This is a genomic window from Shewanella sp. UCD-KL21 (genome assembly GCF_001957135.1).
Taxonomy (GTDB): Bacteria; Pseudomonadota; Gammaproteobacteria; order Enterobacterales; family Shewanellaceae; genus Shewanella.
This window is the reverse complement of sequence record NZ_MPHK01000006.1, coordinates 171,268-188,240: the sequence shown is the minus strand read 5'-3', so window position 1 is coordinate 188,240 and position 16,973 is coordinate 171,268. Positions and strand designations below refer to the sequence as shown.

The window sequence follows — 16,973 nt, the reverse complement described above, 5'->3', positions numbered from 1 at the left end:
GAAAAGGTCAATAAATGAACTAAAGATAACTTTTTTGCTTGACTTTTAGTTGTGGAGTCGTCAGCGCCCCTTTTAGCGTAAAACTAGCTGCCATACGGGGTGCGCTGCCTTTACCGTTATATGCGGGTGCCTGTCAAGCGGCTCCAGTCTTCTTTGTGAGCCGCTTCATCCATGATGAACCATTGGCTGTAGAATTGTGATACTTCTTCTGCTTGCTCTTGTAGTAAGCCTGAAAGGGCTAACTTACCACCTGTTTTGACTTTCTCTGCAATCAATGGGGCAAGCTCGCGCAGTGGGCCAGCTAAGATGTTAGCGACTAAGATATCAGCCTGTAAATTTTCTGGTTGGTTTTCGGGTAAATACAGTGACAACTGCTCGACAACACCGTTGCGCTCGGCATTGGCTGTCGATGCATCAATGGCTTGATAGTCAATATCAACCCCGGTGACTTTCTTCGCCCCAAGCTTTAATGCTGCAATGGCTAAGATGCCTGAGCCACAACCAAAGTCGATAACTTCTTTATCTGACAAGTCTAAGCTGTCTAACCACTCTAAACATAATGCGGTGGTTGGGTGAGTACCGGTGCCGAAGGCAAGACCTGGGTCAAGGATAACATTCACTGCATCTGGCTCAGGGATGTCACGCCAGCTTGGGCAAATCCATAAACGCTGACCAAATTTGATGGGGTGGAAGCTGTCCATCCATTCACGTACCCAGTCTTTGTCTTCTACTTGTTCAATTTTATGGTTAAAGCCTTTACCTAAGCAGGGCACTGACTCTAATAACTCAATGGTCGGTGCTAAATCAGTGCCAGCATCAAATAAGGCCATTAATATGGTGTCTTGCCATAAAGGGGTTTCACCTAGTTTAGGCTCGAAAATTGGCTCATCTTGGCCGTCTTCGTAGGTGATAGACACAGAACCTTGATCCATCAATAAGTCGCCTAGCATGTCTGCATGATCGCGATGAGTGTGAATTCGTAATTGGATCCAAGGCATGGGATTTTCCTAACTGATAATAAAATTAAACATGAATTGGCGGCTATTATAGCTGATGCCATAACGAGGTGGCAGATATTCCTTTGGGTTTATCGGCCAAAAAGCAAAAACGTGCCAAATGATAACTATTTAGCGGCTGATATTTGTGGTGAAGCATTGGCTTTTACGCATCTGAAATAGTTAGATTGCGGGACTAATTCACCGTAATAAGCTTATTTGAGCCTTATTGATTATGATGATTTAGAGGGTAATACTTGTATCGTTATCAAAATTATTTTAGTAATGAATGATTAAGATCTGAGATTAAGGTTCAGACAATGCAGATAAATGATTTACACCTGTTTGTGCGAGTGGCTGATTGCGGCAGTATTGCCGCTGCTGCAGTTGAGCTAGATATTTCAGCGGCTGCGGCAAGTGCTGCATTAAAACGATTAGAGAAACAGTTAAATAGCCTACTGTTTATTCGCACCACTCGTAGCTTGCGTCTGACCGCCGAAGGTGAGCATTATCTGATCCATTGTCGCGAAGCACTGGCACAATTGCAATTAGGCCAGCAAGCCTTGTTAACCGAAAAGGGTAAAATCTCAGGTCAGCTCAATATCTCAGTCTCTTCTGACTTTGGCCGGAATGTATTCCTACCTTGGTTAGACAATTTTCTACTGCAGTATCCAGATTTAACCATCCAACTGCATATAGGCGATAACCTTAGCCATTTTCAGCATGATAAAATTGATATGGCGTTACGTTATGGCGTGCCGCCTGATTCAAGCCAAGTGGCGTTTAATATTTGTCATACTCAACGGGTGTTATGTGCCTCTTCTGCTTATATTCAGCACCATGGCGAACCTAAAAGCCCAGCCGAATTAGCGCAACATAATTGTCTAATTTATAAGGTTGATGAACGTAATTATGATTTGTGGACGTTAATTAACGAGCAGCAGAGCTTTAAAATACGGGTGAGTGGTGATCGAAGTAGCAATGATGCTGATGTCACTCGTCGGTGGGCAGTATCAGGCCAAGGCATTGTATTTAAATCGGCTTTGGATGTTGTGGATGATTTAAATAGCGGCCGACTGCAACAGATATTGGTTGGATATACCAGTGAGGCGATGCCGTTGAATCTCATTTGTGCAGGGCGACAGCATGTGAGCCCTGCCATGTTGTTAATGCGTGATAAATTGCGGCAACATTGCCAGCAATTACAACAAGCTGTGGCTATTTAGCCTTATGTTTAGAGGGCTTGATAGCTCAAGTTCAAATCGTTACCTCACGGCGTTGTGGCTTACTAACATCTCATGATTTGCGTTGGTGTGATCTGCATCTGACTCTTACCTTGTGGTGGGTGATCTGGGTCACTTGCTGGTTTTTGGTTATTGCTACCGTTTGTGAACTTGATATGGTCATAAGTCATATTGAATTTACAGGACGTGCAAATTTATGGCTGATCAACCCGCTCTTGAAGCGCTAACCTCTGCAGCAAAAAAGACCAGCGGATTCTCTCATCCTGTATGGGCCGCTCGGGCCGATATGCTTCAAAGTGCAACTGGCCTGTTACTTGGCATATTCATCATTATGCATTTGCATTTTGAGTCGAGTATTTTGATCAGTAAAGAAGCCTTTTATCATGTAGGCCACTTCTTAGAAGGGAGCATGTTCAGTGAAACTGGCCATGGCTTTCCTGTTCTGACTAAATTCATTTCGGCATTTATGCTGATAGTGGTATTAATCCACGCTGTATTTGCCTTACGCCGCTTTCCTGCACAAATAAAGCAATGGCGGGCACTTAGAAGTCAAATGACCATTATGCCTCACCAAGATACTAAAATTTGGTTTTGGCAGTTAATTACGGGATTTTTACTGTTCTTTCTCGCCCCTGTTCACTTGTTTGACATGATCACCAATCCCGAAATCGGCCCACATTTATCGGCTGAGCGTGTATACCACCAAGATGTGTGGATGCTGTATGTGTTGCTATTACCTGCTGTGGTATTGCATGCCATGTTTGGGCTCTATCGCCTAGCGGTAAAGTGGGGCGTTACCACAAAGCGTATGGCCGCGCTTAAGCTTGCCAAAATAATGGTGGTTTACTTAATGATTATTGGTATCGCAAGTTTATTGACCTACATCTTTATTGGCCAATCGTTAGAGTTACCCGTAACGCCTTTTGTACCGAGCTAAAGACTTGAGTGAAACAGTGACTGTGAGCGGTCATGCACCATTGAGTTTATCGCTTAGAAATACAAAGCCTAATACCGTATTAAAGGAATGCCAGTGAAAATTATTTATACAGATTCATTAGTTGTCGGCGCCGGTCTTGCTGGTTTACGTGTGGCAATCGCCTCCAAAGAGCGCGGATTAGATACCGTAGTGCTGTCATTAATACCTGCCAAACGTTCCCACTCTGCAGCGGCCCAAGGCGGTATGCAAGCCAGCCTTGGTAATACAGTTAAAGGCATGGGTGACGATGAAGACGTCCACTTTCAAGACACAGTAAAAGGTTCTGACTGGGGCTGCGATCAAGATGTGGCGCGCATGTTTGCCCATTGCGCACCTAAAGCGGTGCGAGAACTTGCTAATTGGGGCGTGCCTTGGTCACGTATTAGTGCTGGCGATCGTGAAGTGGTGGTGAACGCCGAAAAGGTCACCATTACTGAAGCCGAGCAAGCCCACGGATTAATTAATGCCCGTGACTTTGGCGGGACTAAAAAATGGCGTACTTGCTATACCGCCGATGGCACCGGCCACTCACTACTGTATGCCGTTGACAACAAAGCCATTGAAATGGACATTCCTGTCCATGAACGCATTGAAGCCTTATCGCTTATTCATGATGGCAAACGTTGTCACGGCGTCATTGCCCGTTGCCTTATTACGGGTGAATTACGTGCCTACATTGGTAAATCAACCACGATTGCAACAGGCGGCTATGGCCGTATTTATGAAGTCTCAACCAATGCCATAATCTGTGAAGGCATTGGCCAAGCATTGGCGTTAGATACAGGTGTTGCCACATTAGGCAATATGGAAGCGGTGCAATTTCACCCAACAGCGATTGTGCCTGTGGGGATCTTAACCACTGAAGGTTGCCGAGGTGATGGCGGCTTACTGCGTGATAAAGACGGTCATCGTTTCATGCCAGATTATGAGCCTGAAAAGAAAGAGCTCGCCTCTCGGGATGTGGTCTCACGGCGCATGACTGAACATATGCGTAAAGATAAAGGCGTTGATAGCCCTTATGGGCCGCATTTATGGCTTGATATCACTTTGCTTGGGCGCAAACACGTTGAAACCAACCTGCGAGAAGTGAAAGAGATTTGTGAAAACTTCTTAGGCATAGATCCTGCCAAAGACTGGATCCCAGTGCGCCCGACTCAGCATTACTCAATGGGCGGTATTCGTACTAACGCAACGGGTGAAAGCCCGCAATTAGCAGGCTTATTTAGCGTGGGTGAGGCGGCGTGTTGGGACATGCATGGCTTTAACCGTTTAGGTGGCAACTCACTGGCTGAAACTGTGGTTGGCGGTATGATCATCGGTAAGTACGTGGCTGATTTTTGTGAAAAGAACACCCTTGAAGTCAATACGGCCAAAATTGAAGCCAGCATGGCTAAGATGCAGCAAGAAATCGACGGCTTGTTAGTTGGTAAAGGCACAGAAAACGTGTTTGATATCAAACTTGAAATGCAGCGCATCATGATGGATTACGTGGGTATTTTCCGTAATGGACCAGAGCTTGAAAAAGCCATTGCTGAATTAAAAGACTTACTGGTTCGCAGTAAAAGTATTGGCCTTAAATGTAAAAAACGGCATGGGAACCCTGAGCTGGTGGAAGCGTTACGTGTGCCGCGTATGCTGCGGGTTGCCTTAACGGTTGCGTGCGGCGCCAATGCCCGTACAGAAAGCCGCGGCGCCCATGCTCGTGAAGATTACCCGCAACGTAATGATAAAGAATGGCTCAACCGCACTTTATCAACCTGGCCAGACGAAAACGCCCTTGAGCCCAAGCTAACTTACGAGCAACTTGATGTGATGAAGATGGAGTTGCCGCCAGGTTATCGTGGTTATGGTAACGACAATGCCATCGCTCACCCAGATACCGCTGCCCGTGAAGTTGAAATTGAAAAAATCCTCGCAGAGCTGGGTGACGATGCAGACCGCGTGGAAAAACAAGCAGCCGTTATGCCATTTGATTTACCTGAAAGCTTGCGCCCGCGTAATGAAAGATTAAGTGACACCTTTTTGGCGTCAGGAGAAAAGAGCTAATGACCAGCCCACGTACTATCAGTTTTAATATCTTTCGTTACGATCCACAAGATCCAAGCGATAAGCCAAAAATGGTCAGTTACCAGATCACCGAAGCACCAGGCATGACGGTATTTATTGCGCTTAATATGCTGCGTGAGCAACAAGATCCTTCGCTACAATTTGATTTTGTCTGCCGCGCAGGTATCTGCGGTAGCTGCGCTATGGTAATTAACGGTAAACCGACCTTAGCTTGTCGTACCTTAACGGCTAACTTCCCTGACGGTAACATTACTCTCATGCCTTTACCGGGTTTTGAGTTAATTGGTGATTTGTCAGTGAACACGGGTAAATTCATGCGCGAGCTAGCTGAGCGACTGCAGTTATGGCTGCAACCTGATGCCAACGATATTGATATTCATCGCTTAGAAACCCCAATGGATCCTGCTGAAGCGGCGAAATTGTACGAGCTTGAACGCTGCGTTGAATGTGGTGTGTGTGTCTCAGCGTGCGCGACCAAGCAAATGAAAGACAGCTTTGTAGGCGCTGTGGGGATGATGAAAATAGCCCGTTTTGAAATGGATAGCCGTGATATTCGCAGCGCAGAAGATTTCTATCATGTGATAGGTAATCAAGATGGCGTATTTGGCTGTATGACCTTACTGGGTTGCCAAGATGCTTGCCCTAAAGACTTACCCCACATGCAGCAAATTGCCTATTTACGCCGTAAAATGGCGCAAACGATAGTGAGCTGTTAATTTAGTCCGCTTAATATAAAAAGCCGCTTATCAGTTTAGATAAGCGGCTTTTTTGTCGATGGGTTTAGCTGTTAAATACATGCTTAACTAATCGTTGGAATATGAAATAAGCTTTGCCCCATTCCTTGTTTGTCATTTTGATCAAATCAATGTCGTGGCGCTTAGTTCACACCTGATTTAGACCGTAAGTTTCCTTTCTGTATTTCCAAACTCCGTTTGGATTAAGATCGTGGGTTTTCCACCCACACCCGACCAAAAGGGGAAAAGCGCTTGTTCCCCTTTTGGATATCCCTCAGCGCCCCGACGAAAAATGCTGAAAAGCGCATGATTTTCGATGGGGATTGATCCAGCTTTTGACTTCGTTTGTATCCGTCTTCGATCATTGTCGACAAGCCCTAACGCTTTCGTTAGGCCATCCGTGGCCTAACGAAAGCTAGCTTGGCATCCATGCCAAGCTCACGGCCTTTTCTCGATGACCTCAATTCAAATTGAGCCTTTTAGCTTTATATCTTTTTAATCTTTAAATTGTCACGAATAAAGTTAAATCGAAGAGATAATAATCCCAGTGTAGATGCAGCAGCGAGCTTCCAAAACATGGATGTATTGGCAGAGCTTACAAGGACGTACTTGCAGCGTCTCGCAGTTGTATCTGCACAAAAGCCTGCGGCAGGCAATGGATTAGATTGAAGTGATGTTCTTCGATAACTTAGTCAATAAAAAGTAAGTAAAACATTGAATTAAGGCCATAAATTATATTAAAGTATAACCACTTAAGGACAGAGTTGGGTAACCTCGAATACAATCATCGGGCACGCCATTTAGGGAAGAAAAAGCCATCCAATAAAATGTGCCTATCGCCAACCCTATAAAGTTTACTCTGACCCCACGAATTTTCATCTATACATCAATGACTCACAATAGATGAAACACCAAAAAAACGTAGAGGGATTTATGATTCATTGGCCGTTAAATAAGAGCATTGGGTTGGTTGGCATATTAGCTATGCTGTTGTTATCTGGGTGCGCCTCACAGCAAGTGAACACCAAAAGCAGTGTAATGGATTACCTTTATCCAAAGTCCAGTGATGCAGTTATTACCCCAGCTATCCCACAGTTAACTCTTCCATTACGTGTAGGTGTTGCGTTTGTACCTGCAAGTAATAATGACAGCTCATCTCGAAACTCTTGGACTGGAAATAGTTATTCTGCAGGGTTATCAGAATCGAAAAAAAGTGAAATTTTAGAAAGTGTTGCTAGTAATTTTAGGGCATTGGATTTTGTTAGTAGCATCGAAGTGATCCCCTCTGCATATTTAACTGCTGGTGGGAGTTTTGCTAATTTGTCTCAAATACAAACCATGTATGGTATTGACGTGATTGCTTTGGTTTCTTATGACCAAGTGCAGTTTACTGATGAGGGCATACTATCATTAAGCTATTGGACGATTGTCGGTGCTTACGTGGTATCTGGCGAGAAGAATGACACTAATACTTTGATGGATACGGTGGTTTACGATATCGACAGTAAAATGATGTTATTTAGGGCGCCTGGAACCAGTCAGATATCGGGTAGCTCAACACCCATTAATTTAAGTGAAGAGCTACGTGCCGACAGTATTCAAGGCTTTGAACAATCGGCTGATAGTATGGTTGTGAATTTAAAAGCTCAACTGGATAGCTTTAAAAAACGAGTCAAAGAAAACCCTGATCAGGTAAAAATAACGCATAGTGAAGGCTATAGCGGTAAGGCGGGCGCACTAGGTCTGTTAGATATGGCAATGTTTAGCATGCTGATGGTATTTGGATTTAGACGTAGAATATATCGTGGTTAATCAATATCAAAAGTCTTGAATAGTTGGCTATTCTCGGTAATTTATTCTGGTGTGTTGCTGCTGACATTCAGTTTAATGAAAATGTAGATACAAAAAAACCACCGATAATGGTGGTTTTTTTAATGCAAAATAAACGTTAACTCTTAGCGCGTTTCATTGCAGTAAAGAACTCATCGTTAGTTTTGGTCATTGCCAATTTATCGATAAGGAATTCCATACCAGTCACTTCATCCATAGGATTAAGGATTTTACGTAAAATCCACATTTTTTGAAGTTCATCAGGTGTGGTTAGTTTCTCTTCACGACGAGTACCAGAGCGGTTAAAGTCGATTGCAGGGAAAACGCGTTTTTCAGCTGCTTTACGAGAAAGGTGTAACTCTTGGTTACCAGTACCTTTAAATTCTTCGTAAATAACTTCATCCATTTTAGAACCAGTATCAACTAGCGCTGTTGCGATAATGGTTAAGCTGCCGCCATGTTCGATGTTACGTGCAGCACCGAAGAAACGTTTTGGACGATGTAAAGCGTTGGCATCAACACCACCAGTAAGAACTTTACCTGATGATGGGATTACAGTGTTGTATGCACGGGCAAGACGAGTGATTGAATCTAATAAGATAACCACGTCTTTTTTGTGTTCAACTAAACGCTTGGCTTTTTCGATGACCATTTCAGCAACCTGAACGTGACGACTTGCTGGCTCATCAAAGGTAGAAGCAATAACTTCGCCTTTAACCATGCGCTGCATTTCAGTTACTTCTTCAGGGCGTTCATCGATAAGTAATACCATTAACACCACTTCTGGGTTGTTATAGGTAATGCTTTGCGCCATGTTTTGTAGCAATAAGGTTTTACCCGCTTTAGGCGGAGCCACAATCAAACCACGCTGACCTTTACCAATCGGAGAACATAGGTCCAAAATACGTGAGGTGATGTCTTCTGTTGAACCGTTACCACGTTCCATACGCATACGTTCTTCTGCATGCAGTGGGGTAAGGTTTTCAAAGAGGATTTTTGTGCGAGAATTTTCAGGCTTATCGAAGTTAACTTCGTTAACTTTTAGGAGTGCAAAATAGCGTTCACCGTCTTTCGGTGGGCGGATTTTACCAAAGATGGTATCACCGGTACGCATATTGAAGCGTCTGATTTGGCTAGGAGAGACATAAATGTCATCAGGGCCTGCTAAATATGAACCATCTGAGCTTCTTAAAAAGCCGAAACCATCTTGGAGGATTTCAAGCACACCGCCACCAAAAATGTCTTCACCGCTTTTGGCGTGGGATTTCAGAATAGAGAAGATGATGTCCTGTTTACGGGCACGGGCCATGTTCTCTAATTTCATGCTATCTGCTAGTGAAACCAGATCTGATATAGACGTGTCTTTTAATTCAGTTAAATTCATGTTGGGGGTCTTGTATTACGCGACGATGCTTACTGCAATCAATCTTTCTTTGGGTATTACGAAATTGAAATAGTCGATTGATAAGCGAGTAGGGGTTTGGTTGAAAAATCTGATGAATAAATTAGCACTATATGGGCAGTGCGTCCAGAATTTTAGCGAAAAAACGGCACAAATTGTTCATATATTGTGCCGATTGTCACTTTTTAAGCGTAAAACACGCAACATTATTAAAATTGATTGTTGTTCATCACACTAAAATAGCGTTATTTTTAGCAATAACCTGCTAACGGGGTTAGCAGGCTATGCTTTTAATCAATAGTGCCGCGATTTTATTAATAGGCTTGATTAAGCTTGTGCGTCAATAAACTCTTTAAGTTGAGTTTTTGATAAAGCACCCACTTTAGTGGCAACTAACTCGCCGCCTTTAAACATTAATAATGTTGGAATGCCACGTACACCGTACTTAGCAGGTGAAACATTATTTTGGTCAACGTTTAATTTAGCTACAGTTAGCTTACCCGCGTACTCTTCAGCCACGTCGTCTAGGATTGGGGCAATCATTTTACAAGGACCACACCACTCTGCCCAGAAGTCTACCAGTACTGGTAATTCTGAGTTAATGACGTCGTTTTCGAAGCTGTCATCGCTTAGGTATACAATTTTATCGCTCATGTAGATCTCCAGATTTGGCACCATTGCTAGTTTATTAATGGCTTACCATGTATATTGGGACGGTTAAATAGCTTTTCAAGTGACCGTTCTATTAATGTAGCTATTTGAAACGATCGAGTCTTTTTTTGCAACACTAACGGGTATGCTTGCGCTATGAGCGAAACACATTTATCAACACAAAGATTCGCCGACTTCCCTCTGAAGCCAGAGGTTATACAGGCTTTGAACGAAAATGGCTTTGAATTTTGTACGCCAATTCAGGCGTTATCTCTTCCCATTTTATTACAACAAAAAGATATTGCTGGCCAGGCACAAACAGGAACTGGCAAGACAATGGCCTTTTTAGTGGCCACATTTCACCACCTTCTCTCAGTTGCTGAGCCAGAAGGTCGTCAAATTAATCAGCCTAGAGCTATCATCATGGCACCGACTCGCGAACTTGCGATTCAGATTGCCAAAGATGCTAAATTGCTTGCACGACATACGGGTTTAAAAGTCGGTATTGTTTATGGCGGTGAGAGTTATGATGTTCAACGCCAAGTGCTTGATGCTGGTGTTGATATTTTAATTGGTACTACGGGTCGTATTATCGATTACGTACGCCAAGGTGTGATCAGTTTAAATGCCATTCAAGCCGTTGTGCTTGATGAAGCTGATCGCATGTTCGATTTAGGTTTTATTAAAGATATTCGTTTCTTGTTTAGACGTATGCCTGATGCTAAGTCACGCTTAAATATGTTGTTTTCAGCGACGTTATCAATGAAGGTTCAGGAATTAGCTTACGATCATATGAATGATCCAGAAAAAGTTGAAGTCTCTCCTGGCGAAAAAACCTCAAAGAACATCAAAGAAGAAATTTTCTACCCTTCTACTGAAGATAAAATGCGTTTGCTTCTGACATTAATGGAAGAAGATTGGCCAGAAAAGGCTATCGTATTTTCAAACACCAAACACAGCTGTGAAAAGGTGTGGTCATGGTTAGAAGGCGACGGCCATCGAGTTGGGTTATTAACCGGTGATGTGCCGCAGAAAAAACGTATTCGTATTTTAGAGCAATTCACCTCTGGTGCGCTTGACGTACTCGTGGCAACGGATGTGGCGGCGCGTGGCTTACATATTTCTGATGTATCTCATGTTTATAACTATGATTTACCAGATGATTGTGAAGATTACGTTCACCGTATTGGTCGTACCGGTCGTGCGGGACAAAAAGGTGTGTCAGTGAGTTTTGCTTGTGAAGAGTATGCGCTGAATTTACCGGCCATTGAGACGTATATTAAGCACTCAATACCAGTAACTAATTATGATCGTGAAGCTTTGTTAGACGATTTACCGCCACCGGTTCGTATCCATCGTAAGCACCCAACAACACGTACGCGTGATGGTGCGAGAAGTGGTGCGCATCGCAGTGGTGGACGTCCACCTCAAAGGGCGCGTAGACATTCGTAAATGACTGTGACAGCTGCAATGCCTGCATATGCCGCGATAACACTCGGCTCAAATAGTTTTAATATGTTGGTCGCTCACACCCTGAACGGCCAACCCACTATTATTGCAAAGTACAAACGTAAAGTGCGTTTGGCTGAGGGTATTGGGGCTGATAACCGTCTTGATGAAGCCGTATTACAGCGCGGGCTCGATTGTTTGCAAATGTTTGCTGAGATGCTTGATAAACATCAAGTCGCAGCTGAGCATGTGGCAGTATTTGCCACCGCAACTTTACGTGTGATCAGCAATGCTGATGAGTTCCATCAACGGGCATTACCGATTTTAGCTCACCCGATCGAAGTCATTAGTGGTTTGCGAGAAGCTGAATTAATTTACCAAGGTATGGCGGCCACAACAGAAGGTGACGGCCAACGATTGGTGATTGATATTGGCGGCGCCAGTACTGAGTTTATTATTGGTAATGGCACTGAAGTGCTATTTAAAACCAGTCTTGATTTTGGCTGTGTGCGCTTTAATCAGCAGTTTTTTACGCAAATGCCTTATCAGCTGAGTGATTTTGAACAGGCGAAAGCTACGGTATTGGATGCGCTTAAGCCTTGCTTACAACAGCTGACACAGTTGGGTTGGCAAGGGGTTGTCGGCGCATCTGGTGCCGTACAGTCTGTGGTGTCAGTACTTAATCATCGCGAGCTTTCTGAGATAATCACTTTGAAAGTTTTGTATCGTTTTAGAGACGAAGTGTTGGCACAGCAAAATGAGTCGCTGCATCATATTCAAGGCTTATCTGCTGAAAAAGCGCCAACCTTTGCCTCTGGGATTGCGATATTAATCGCCTTATTTGAGTTACTTGATATTGAGTCGCTTAATTTATCCGGCGGTGCGCTGCGTGAAGGGGTGCTAAGCATGTTGGCTGCAAGAGTGGCTTAATGCTTTAAGGCCCTTGAAATACATATCGAATACAAAAAACGGGATCATATGATCCCGTTTTTATTTGCCTGAAATAACTCAAGAGAGTTTCAAAACAGATTATTTCAGAATGTTGACTAAATCTTGTTCCAGCGACACTGTTGGACGTTCAACGATTCGGCCAATTTCTTCATCTTGTTGCTCAATGATAAAGGTTGGAATGCGGGTGAATTCATATGCTGCCGCGAGGCCTTCTGGATCAACTTTGCTGCGATCAATACCGATGTAAGTCACGGTAATATTCGGATTAGCCGCTTCTTCGATAAGGCGCATGAAACGTGGCGTTTCACGATGGCAATCAGGGCACCAAGTACCAATAATTACCACAATATTTGTTGGTGTGGTTACCGCTTTTAATTCAGTTAATGCGGCTGCATCAATTTTATACTGCTCATACTCTGCAGCGTAACCTGGTAAGTCTTTTTCAAGTGTTGAAATATCAACGAGTCCAGTAATAATCACTTCTTGTTTCTCCTCGCTGCATGTTGCCATGAAGCCTGTTTGCTCTTCATCGAATGAACAACCACTGCCAGCCATTGCTGAGCCAGCAACCAAATGGCTGCCAAAGAAAATTGCGGTTGTAGCTAAAATTGTTTTAACGCTTTTATGCATGATAAGGCCTCAAGAAAGAACAATAAAATGATTCAATCATTTAACCTTAGGTTAGTGAAGTTGAATATGAGCTAGCTGTTAGCTAGATCACTAATATAAGTAAAATTCAAAGATAACTTTGAACTGGCTCATGCTGCATTAGCAAGAGGTAATATTCATTGCTACGGCGATGAATGTCACTATTTGAGGCTGTTTTAGGCGCCTTTATAATCAATTTGACTCATTTAGCCTGCAAAATGCGCTATAAAAAAGGAGACCAATAGGTCTCCTGTTTGTTATTCATCTTGTAAAAATAATCGCTTTTTTACTTATCTTCTTTAAGCCACTGGGCAGCGCTTTTAGCAAAATAAGTTAAAATGCCATCGGCGCCAGCGCGCTTAAAGCACAGTAGTGACTCCATCACGATAGCCTTTTCAGCTAACCAACCGTTTTGAATTGCAGCCATGTGCATGGCGTACTCGCCACTGACTTGGTAAGCAAAAGTCGGCACTGCTAGTTCGGTTTTTACGCGGCGAACAATGTCTAAATACGGCATGCCAGGTTTTACCATTACCATGTCTGCACCTTCTTGAATATCAAGTGCCACTTCATGTAAGGCTTCATCGCTATTGGCTGGATCCATTTGGTAGCTATGTTTGTTGCCACCTTTAAGGTTACCAGCTGAGCCGACTGCGTCACGGAAAGGACCGTAGTAACTTGAAGAGTATTTAGCTGAGTAAGCCATAATTTGGGTGTTAACGTGGCCAGCTGCTTCTAATGCTTCACGAATAGCGCCAATGCGGCCATCCATCATGTCTGAAGGGGCGACAATGTCAGCGCCAGCTTCAGCGTGTGATAGGGCTTGTTTAACTAAAATTTCGGTGGTGATGTCATTAAGGATGTAACCTGTGTCATCAATAATGCCGTCTTGACCATGGGTGGTGAAGGGGTCAAGTGCCACATCGGTCATAATTCCAAGCTCAGGAAAAGCTTGCTTTAGTTCACGTACTGCGCGCTGCACTAAACCGTCAGAATTGTAAGCTTCTTCAGCCATGAGGGTTTTCTTTTCCGCAGGTGTAACTGGGAAGAGGGCAATCAAAGGAATGCCAAGTTCGACTAATTCAGCCGCTTCTTTAAGTAATAAGTCGATTGAATAGCGCTCAACACCCGGCATCGACGCCACTTTTTCGGTGCGATTGTTGCCTTCAAGAACAAACATTGGGTAGATAAGATCATTCACCGACAGTTTGTTTTCTGACATTAAACGGCGGCTGAAATCATGTTTACGCATGCGGCGCATTCTGCGCTGTGGAAAAGCACTAGTAATTATATTCACATTCGACTCCTGAAATTAGACTGATCTTAATCAGACGAAAACAGACAAACCTGATTTCGTCCATTGCGCTTAGCTTGGTAAAGCGCTTTATCTGCTTGTTCAAGTAACTGAGTTGGCTGTTCATCGGTTTCGATAATGGCAGCGCTCACACCGATACTTACGAAAAGGGAAATAGGGTTATTATCCCAATCGATTGATAAATTGGAGATTGCTTGGCGAATTCTTTCAGCCAATAGCATCGCTCCTACACTATCAGTACTTGGTAATATAATAGCAAACTCTTCACCTCCAAAACGTGACACCAGATCGGTTGGTCGTTTTAAAAACTCAGAAATTGTTGTCGCAATCACTTTAATTGCAAGGTCGCCAGCAAGGTGACCAAATTGATCATTAATCTCTTTAAATTTATCAATATCAACCATTAGGATAGCAAGCGAGGTTTGCTGACGACGGCTAATGCGTCCTTCTGCGGTTAGGCGTTTATCAAAGGCATTTCTATTTTTTACCCCTGTTAAACTGTCAGTGGTACTTTGTTGCTGTAGTTTTTGGTTGGCATCATTTAGTTCACGCAAGGTGACTTCGAGCTCAAGAGTCCGCTCTGCGACCATTTGTTCGAGGCGTTCATTGGTTCTTGCTTCTGCTTTTAAAGCTTCATCACGGTTTTGTTGCAGTTTTTGCGCTTGCTCTAAGGCCTTTTTTTGCATTTGCAGTTTGGCTTTTCGTTCATCGTTATAGCGCACAGCTAACACTGCAGCCATAACAATAACTTCAAAGGTCAGTCCGATCATAACTGGGGTATGCGCTGGCATATACCATTGTAAATAGCCCAGATAAATCAGCCCGCTGAGAATGGCGCTAATAAATAGCCCTATACGGGCAATAGCATATAAACGAGCATTTTTACTGCCTTTAATCACTTGTATTAAAGAGAAGGTGATCAGTACACAGCTAATGGCGATTACCGAGAAACTGAGTAAATATAAGCTGATTTTAAAATCAATAAACGAGATAACCAGACTCAGTAAAAGGCAGTAAACCGCAAGGTAACGACCGGCTAAAAGCATCGGTTTATTATGGTATTTAAGTAGCATCACTTTTTCGGTAAACATCAGCGCAAAAGCTAAGGCTATCGGGATTAATATTGGAATAGCTAAGTTTTGCACCACCGGCAGTGTGGGCCATAAATATTGAAAGGCAATACCATGAATCGTGGCCACAAGCAGGGTTAAGCTGAGCACATAGCCGCTATAGTAACTGTAACTAAAAGACCCTGATGCGAGCGCGATAAACAAACTAAATAGCCCGATGGCAATCAATATCCCAATTTGAAAGCCATTAGCAAGACTTTGAGATTCTATGGCATGGCTGTAATCATTTTTACTCCATAGTACTAATGGAAAATTTAAGCTGCCGCGATTATCGATTTTTAAGTAAAAGGTATGTGTTTCGTTTGGCTGTAATTCAAAGGGGTAAAGAAATAAATTACTCTGCAGTGGGCGCTGTTTAAATGGATAGCTATCACCCATTAGCTCAACTTTTACCAATTTGTTATTGACTAAATGATATAGCTTCATGCTATCTAGCAGCGGGTTATCCAGCGCTATCATGCGTGATAGGTGGTCATTATGGTTAAAAATACTAAAACTCAACCAAGTATTTTTAGCGCCAATTTTACGCATATCGCCGCGGCTTAACTTGCGCCAATCCTGTCGGCTATTTTTAAGCATTTTTAAGCTGGCAAGTTCTTCAATATCTTGCGATTGATTGATATACATCCAATCCGTTAATTTGATTTTTGTAATGGATGAGGCGGTTAATCTCAGTGGGGTATTGCTGTGCTCAATGGCAAGCGCGTGCGCTGCCTGTAACTGAGTTAGCAATATAATAAAAACCAAAGTAAATGCTTTAAACGCCCAATGCACTTGCTGCATTAATCCTGCCCTAGGTTAAAAAAACGCTGGCTGTTGGTGTAGCAATGGGCAGCTAGCTCTTCATAGGGTTGCTGACGTAGATTAGCCATATACTCGACAATATCGGGCAAGTATTGTGGCAAGTTTTTGCTGGATTTAGGTTTAGGGCGCATGCTGCGAGGCAATAAATAAGGGCTGTCGGTTTCAACCATTAAGCGGTTGTTTGGGATCAATGGCACTATGCTCGCCAGTTCAGCGCCGCGGCGTTCATCGCATACCCAGCCAGTTATGCCGATATGTAAATCTAATTCAAGGCAAGCAAGTAACTCATCTTTGGTGCCTGTAAAGCAATGCAGCAGCGCTGCAGGCAGCTTGTGGCGATATTGACTTACTATTGCAATAAAGTCCTCGTGAGCGTCACGACAGTGCATCAGGACCGGCATTTGTAATGCTACTGCCAGTTCAAGTTGGGCGTGAAAGGCATGGCGCTGGGCATCACGGGGAGAAAAGTCGCGATTATAATCTAAACCGCATTCACCAATAGCAACCACTGGTTTTAATGCCGCTAGGGTTTTTATCTCATCAGCACTGGCAGCATTCCAGCTACTGGCGTGGTGGGGGTGAACTCCTGCGGTGCTGTAGAGTTGCTGAGGATATTTTGCGCACAGCGAGGCGCTGTCGCTACTTTCAGTAATATCACTGCCAATAACAATTAACGGCGAAACATGATGTTGCGCCGCTTGAGTCACTATGTTGTCTATATCAGCGATTAACCTGCTGCTAAGCAGATTAACGGCTATGTCGATATGCTGCGCCATG

The 16,973-nt window shown here is 43.5% G+C and carries 14 protein-coding genes; 7 read left to right on the top strand and 7 right to left on the bottom strand.

All coding sequences use genetic code 11. The annotated features are described in order from the left end of the window. Window positions 1-116: 116 nt before the first annotated feature. Window positions 117-998 carry a 50S ribosomal protein L11 methyltransferase gene (prmA, locus tag BM739_RS07880; protein WP_076539349.1) on the bottom strand — a complete coding sequence of 294 codons (882 nt, stop codon included), beginning with the start codon at window positions 996-998 and terminating at the stop codon, window positions 117-119. Window positions 999-1,315: 317 nt separating this feature from the next. On the opposite strand from prmA, the gene BM739_RS07875 reads away from it, so the two are divergent. From BM739_RS07875 to rhlP, 5 genes are all read left to right on the top strand, one after another. Then, window positions 1,316-2,221: a LysR family transcriptional regulator gene (locus tag BM739_RS07875; RefSeq protein WP_076539346.1), complete on the top strand. Its 906-nt coding sequence runs from the start codon at window positions 1,316-1,318 to the stop codon at window positions 2,219-2,221. A gap of 214 nt (window positions 2,222-2,435) precedes the next feature. Continuing rightward, window positions 2,436-3,176, top strand: a complete 741-nt coding sequence (locus BM739_RS07870; protein ID WP_076539343.1) for a fumarate reductase cytochrome b subunit — start codon at window positions 2,436-2,438, stop codon at window positions 3,174-3,176. 93 nt (window positions 3,177-3,269) lie between these two features. Beyond that, entirely contained in the window at window positions 3,270-5,261 is a 1,992-nt protein-coding gene (locus BM739_RS07865; RefSeq protein WP_076539341.1) for a fumarate reductase flavoprotein subunit, read from the top strand. Further along, on the top strand, window positions 5,261-5,998 hold the full coding sequence (locus BM739_RS07860; protein WP_076539339.1) for a fumarate reductase iron-sulfur subunit: 738 nt from the start codon (window positions 5,261-5,263) through the stop codon (window positions 5,996-5,998). Before BM739_RS07865 ends, BM739_RS07860 begins: the two co-directional genes overlap by 1 nt. A 921-nt stretch (window positions 5,999-6,919) precedes the next feature. After that, window positions 6,920-7,828 carry a rhombotarget lipoprotein gene (gene rhlP / locus BM739_RS07855; RefSeq protein ID WP_254843496.1) on the top strand — a complete coding sequence of 303 codons (909 nt, stop codon included), beginning with the start codon at window positions 6,920-6,922 and terminating at the stop codon, window positions 7,826-7,828. Between the two features lie 136 nt (window positions 7,829-7,964). On the opposite strand, the gene rho is transcribed toward rhlP, so the two are convergent. Together rho and trxA are read right to left on the bottom strand one after the other, a co-directional pair. After that, window positions 7,965-9,230, bottom strand: coding sequence for a transcription termination factor Rho (gene rho, locus BM739_RS07850; RefSeq protein WP_076539336.1), 1,266 nt, complete (start codon window positions 9,228-9,230; stop codon window positions 7,965-7,967). A 345-nt stretch (window positions 9,231-9,575) separates the two neighbouring features. Beyond that, window positions 9,576-9,902 (bottom strand): thioredoxin TrxA, encoded by a 327-nt coding sequence (gene trxA / locus BM739_RS07845; protein WP_055023577.1) that lies wholly within the window; start codon window positions 9,900-9,902, stop codon window positions 9,576-9,578. Between the two features lie 153 nt (window positions 9,903-10,055). Here trxA and rhlB point away from each other — a divergent pair, with 153 nt between their 5' ends. Further along, window positions 10,056-11,351 (top strand): ATP-dependent RNA helicase RhlB, encoded by a 1,296-nt coding sequence (rhlB, locus tag BM739_RS07840; RefSeq protein WP_076539333.1) that lies wholly within the window; start codon window positions 10,056-10,058, stop codon window positions 11,349-11,351. Continuing rightward, window positions 11,352-12,278 (top strand): exopolyphosphatase, encoded by a 927-nt coding sequence (locus BM739_RS07835; protein ID WP_083698094.1) that lies wholly within the window; start codon window positions 11,352-11,354, stop codon window positions 12,276-12,278. 99 nt (window positions 12,279-12,377) lie between these two features. Here BM739_RS07835 and BM739_RS07830 read toward each other — a convergent pair whose 3' ends face one another. The 4 genes from BM739_RS07830 to BM739_RS07815 all read right to left on the bottom strand — a co-directional run bounded on the left by BM739_RS07830 (window position 12,378) and on the right by BM739_RS07815 (window position 16,972). Beyond that, window positions 12,378-12,929, bottom strand: coding sequence for a thioredoxin family protein (locus tag BM739_RS07830; protein WP_076539331.1), 552 nt, complete (start codon window positions 12,927-12,929; stop codon window positions 12,378-12,380). A gap of 304 nt (window positions 12,930-13,233) precedes the next feature. Continuing rightward, window positions 13,234-14,244, bottom strand: coding sequence for a porphobilinogen synthase (gene hemB / locus BM739_RS07825; RefSeq protein WP_076539329.1), 1,011 nt, complete (start codon window positions 14,242-14,244; stop codon window positions 13,234-13,236). A 26-nt stretch (window positions 14,245-14,270) separates the two neighbouring features. Then, window positions 14,271-16,175: a diguanylate cyclase gene (locus BM739_RS07820; RefSeq protein ID WP_076539327.1), complete on the bottom strand. Its 1,905-nt coding sequence runs from the start codon at window positions 16,173-16,175 to the stop codon at window positions 14,271-14,273. Continuing rightward, complete coding sequence (locus tag BM739_RS07815; RefSeq protein WP_076539325.1) at window positions 16,175-16,972, bottom strand: TatD family hydrolase; 798 nt, start codon at window positions 16,970-16,972, stop codon at window positions 16,175-16,177. Before BM739_RS07815 ends, BM739_RS07820 begins: the two co-directional genes overlap by 1 nt. Window position 16,973 lies beyond the last annotated feature (1 nt).

Excerpts from the sequence above, each read along its gene's own strand:
- BM739_RS07835 (WP_083698094.1), top strand. The coding sequence starts at position 11,352 with ATGACTGTGACAGCTGCAATGCCTGCATATGCCGCGATAACACTCGGC.
- BM739_RS07830 (WP_076539331.1), bottom strand. The coding sequence starts at position 12,929 with ATGCATAAAAGCGTTAAAACAATTTTAGCTACAACCGCAATTTTCTTT.
- trxA (WP_055023577.1), bottom strand. The coding sequence starts at position 9,902 with ATGAGCGATAAAATTGTATACCTAAGCGATGACAGCTTCGAAAACGAC.
- rhlB (WP_076539333.1), top strand. The coding sequence starts at position 10,056 with ATGAGCGAAACACATTTATCAACACAAAGATTCGCCGACTTCCCTCTG.
- BM739_RS07815 (WP_076539325.1), bottom strand. The coding sequence starts at position 16,972 with ATGGCGCAGCATATCGACATAGCCGTTAATCTGCTTAGCAGCAGGTTA.
- prmA (WP_076539349.1), bottom strand. The coding sequence starts at position 998 with ATGCCTTGGATCCAATTACGAATTCACACTCATCGCGATCATGCAGAC.
- rho (WP_076539336.1), bottom strand. The coding sequence starts at position 9,230 with ATGAATTTAACTGAATTAAAAGACACGTCTATATCAGATCTGGTTTCA.
- BM739_RS07875 (WP_076539346.1), top strand. The coding sequence starts at position 1,316 with ATGCAGATAAATGATTTACACCTGTTTGTGCGAGTGGCTGATTGCGGC.
- BM739_RS07860 (WP_076539339.1), top strand. The coding sequence starts at position 5,261 with ATGACCAGCCCACGTACTATCAGTTTTAATATCTTTCGTTACGATCCA.
- BM739_RS07870 (WP_076539343.1), top strand. The coding sequence starts at position 2,436 with ATGGCTGATCAACCCGCTCTTGAAGCGCTAACCTCTGCAGCAAAAAAG.
- rhlP (WP_254843496.1), top strand. The coding sequence starts at position 6,920 with ATGAAACACCAAAAAAACGTAGAGGGATTTATGATTCATTGGCCGTTA.
- BM739_RS07820 (WP_076539327.1), bottom strand. The coding sequence starts at position 16,175 with ATGCAGCAAGTGCATTGGGCGTTTAAAGCATTTACTTTGGTTTTTATT.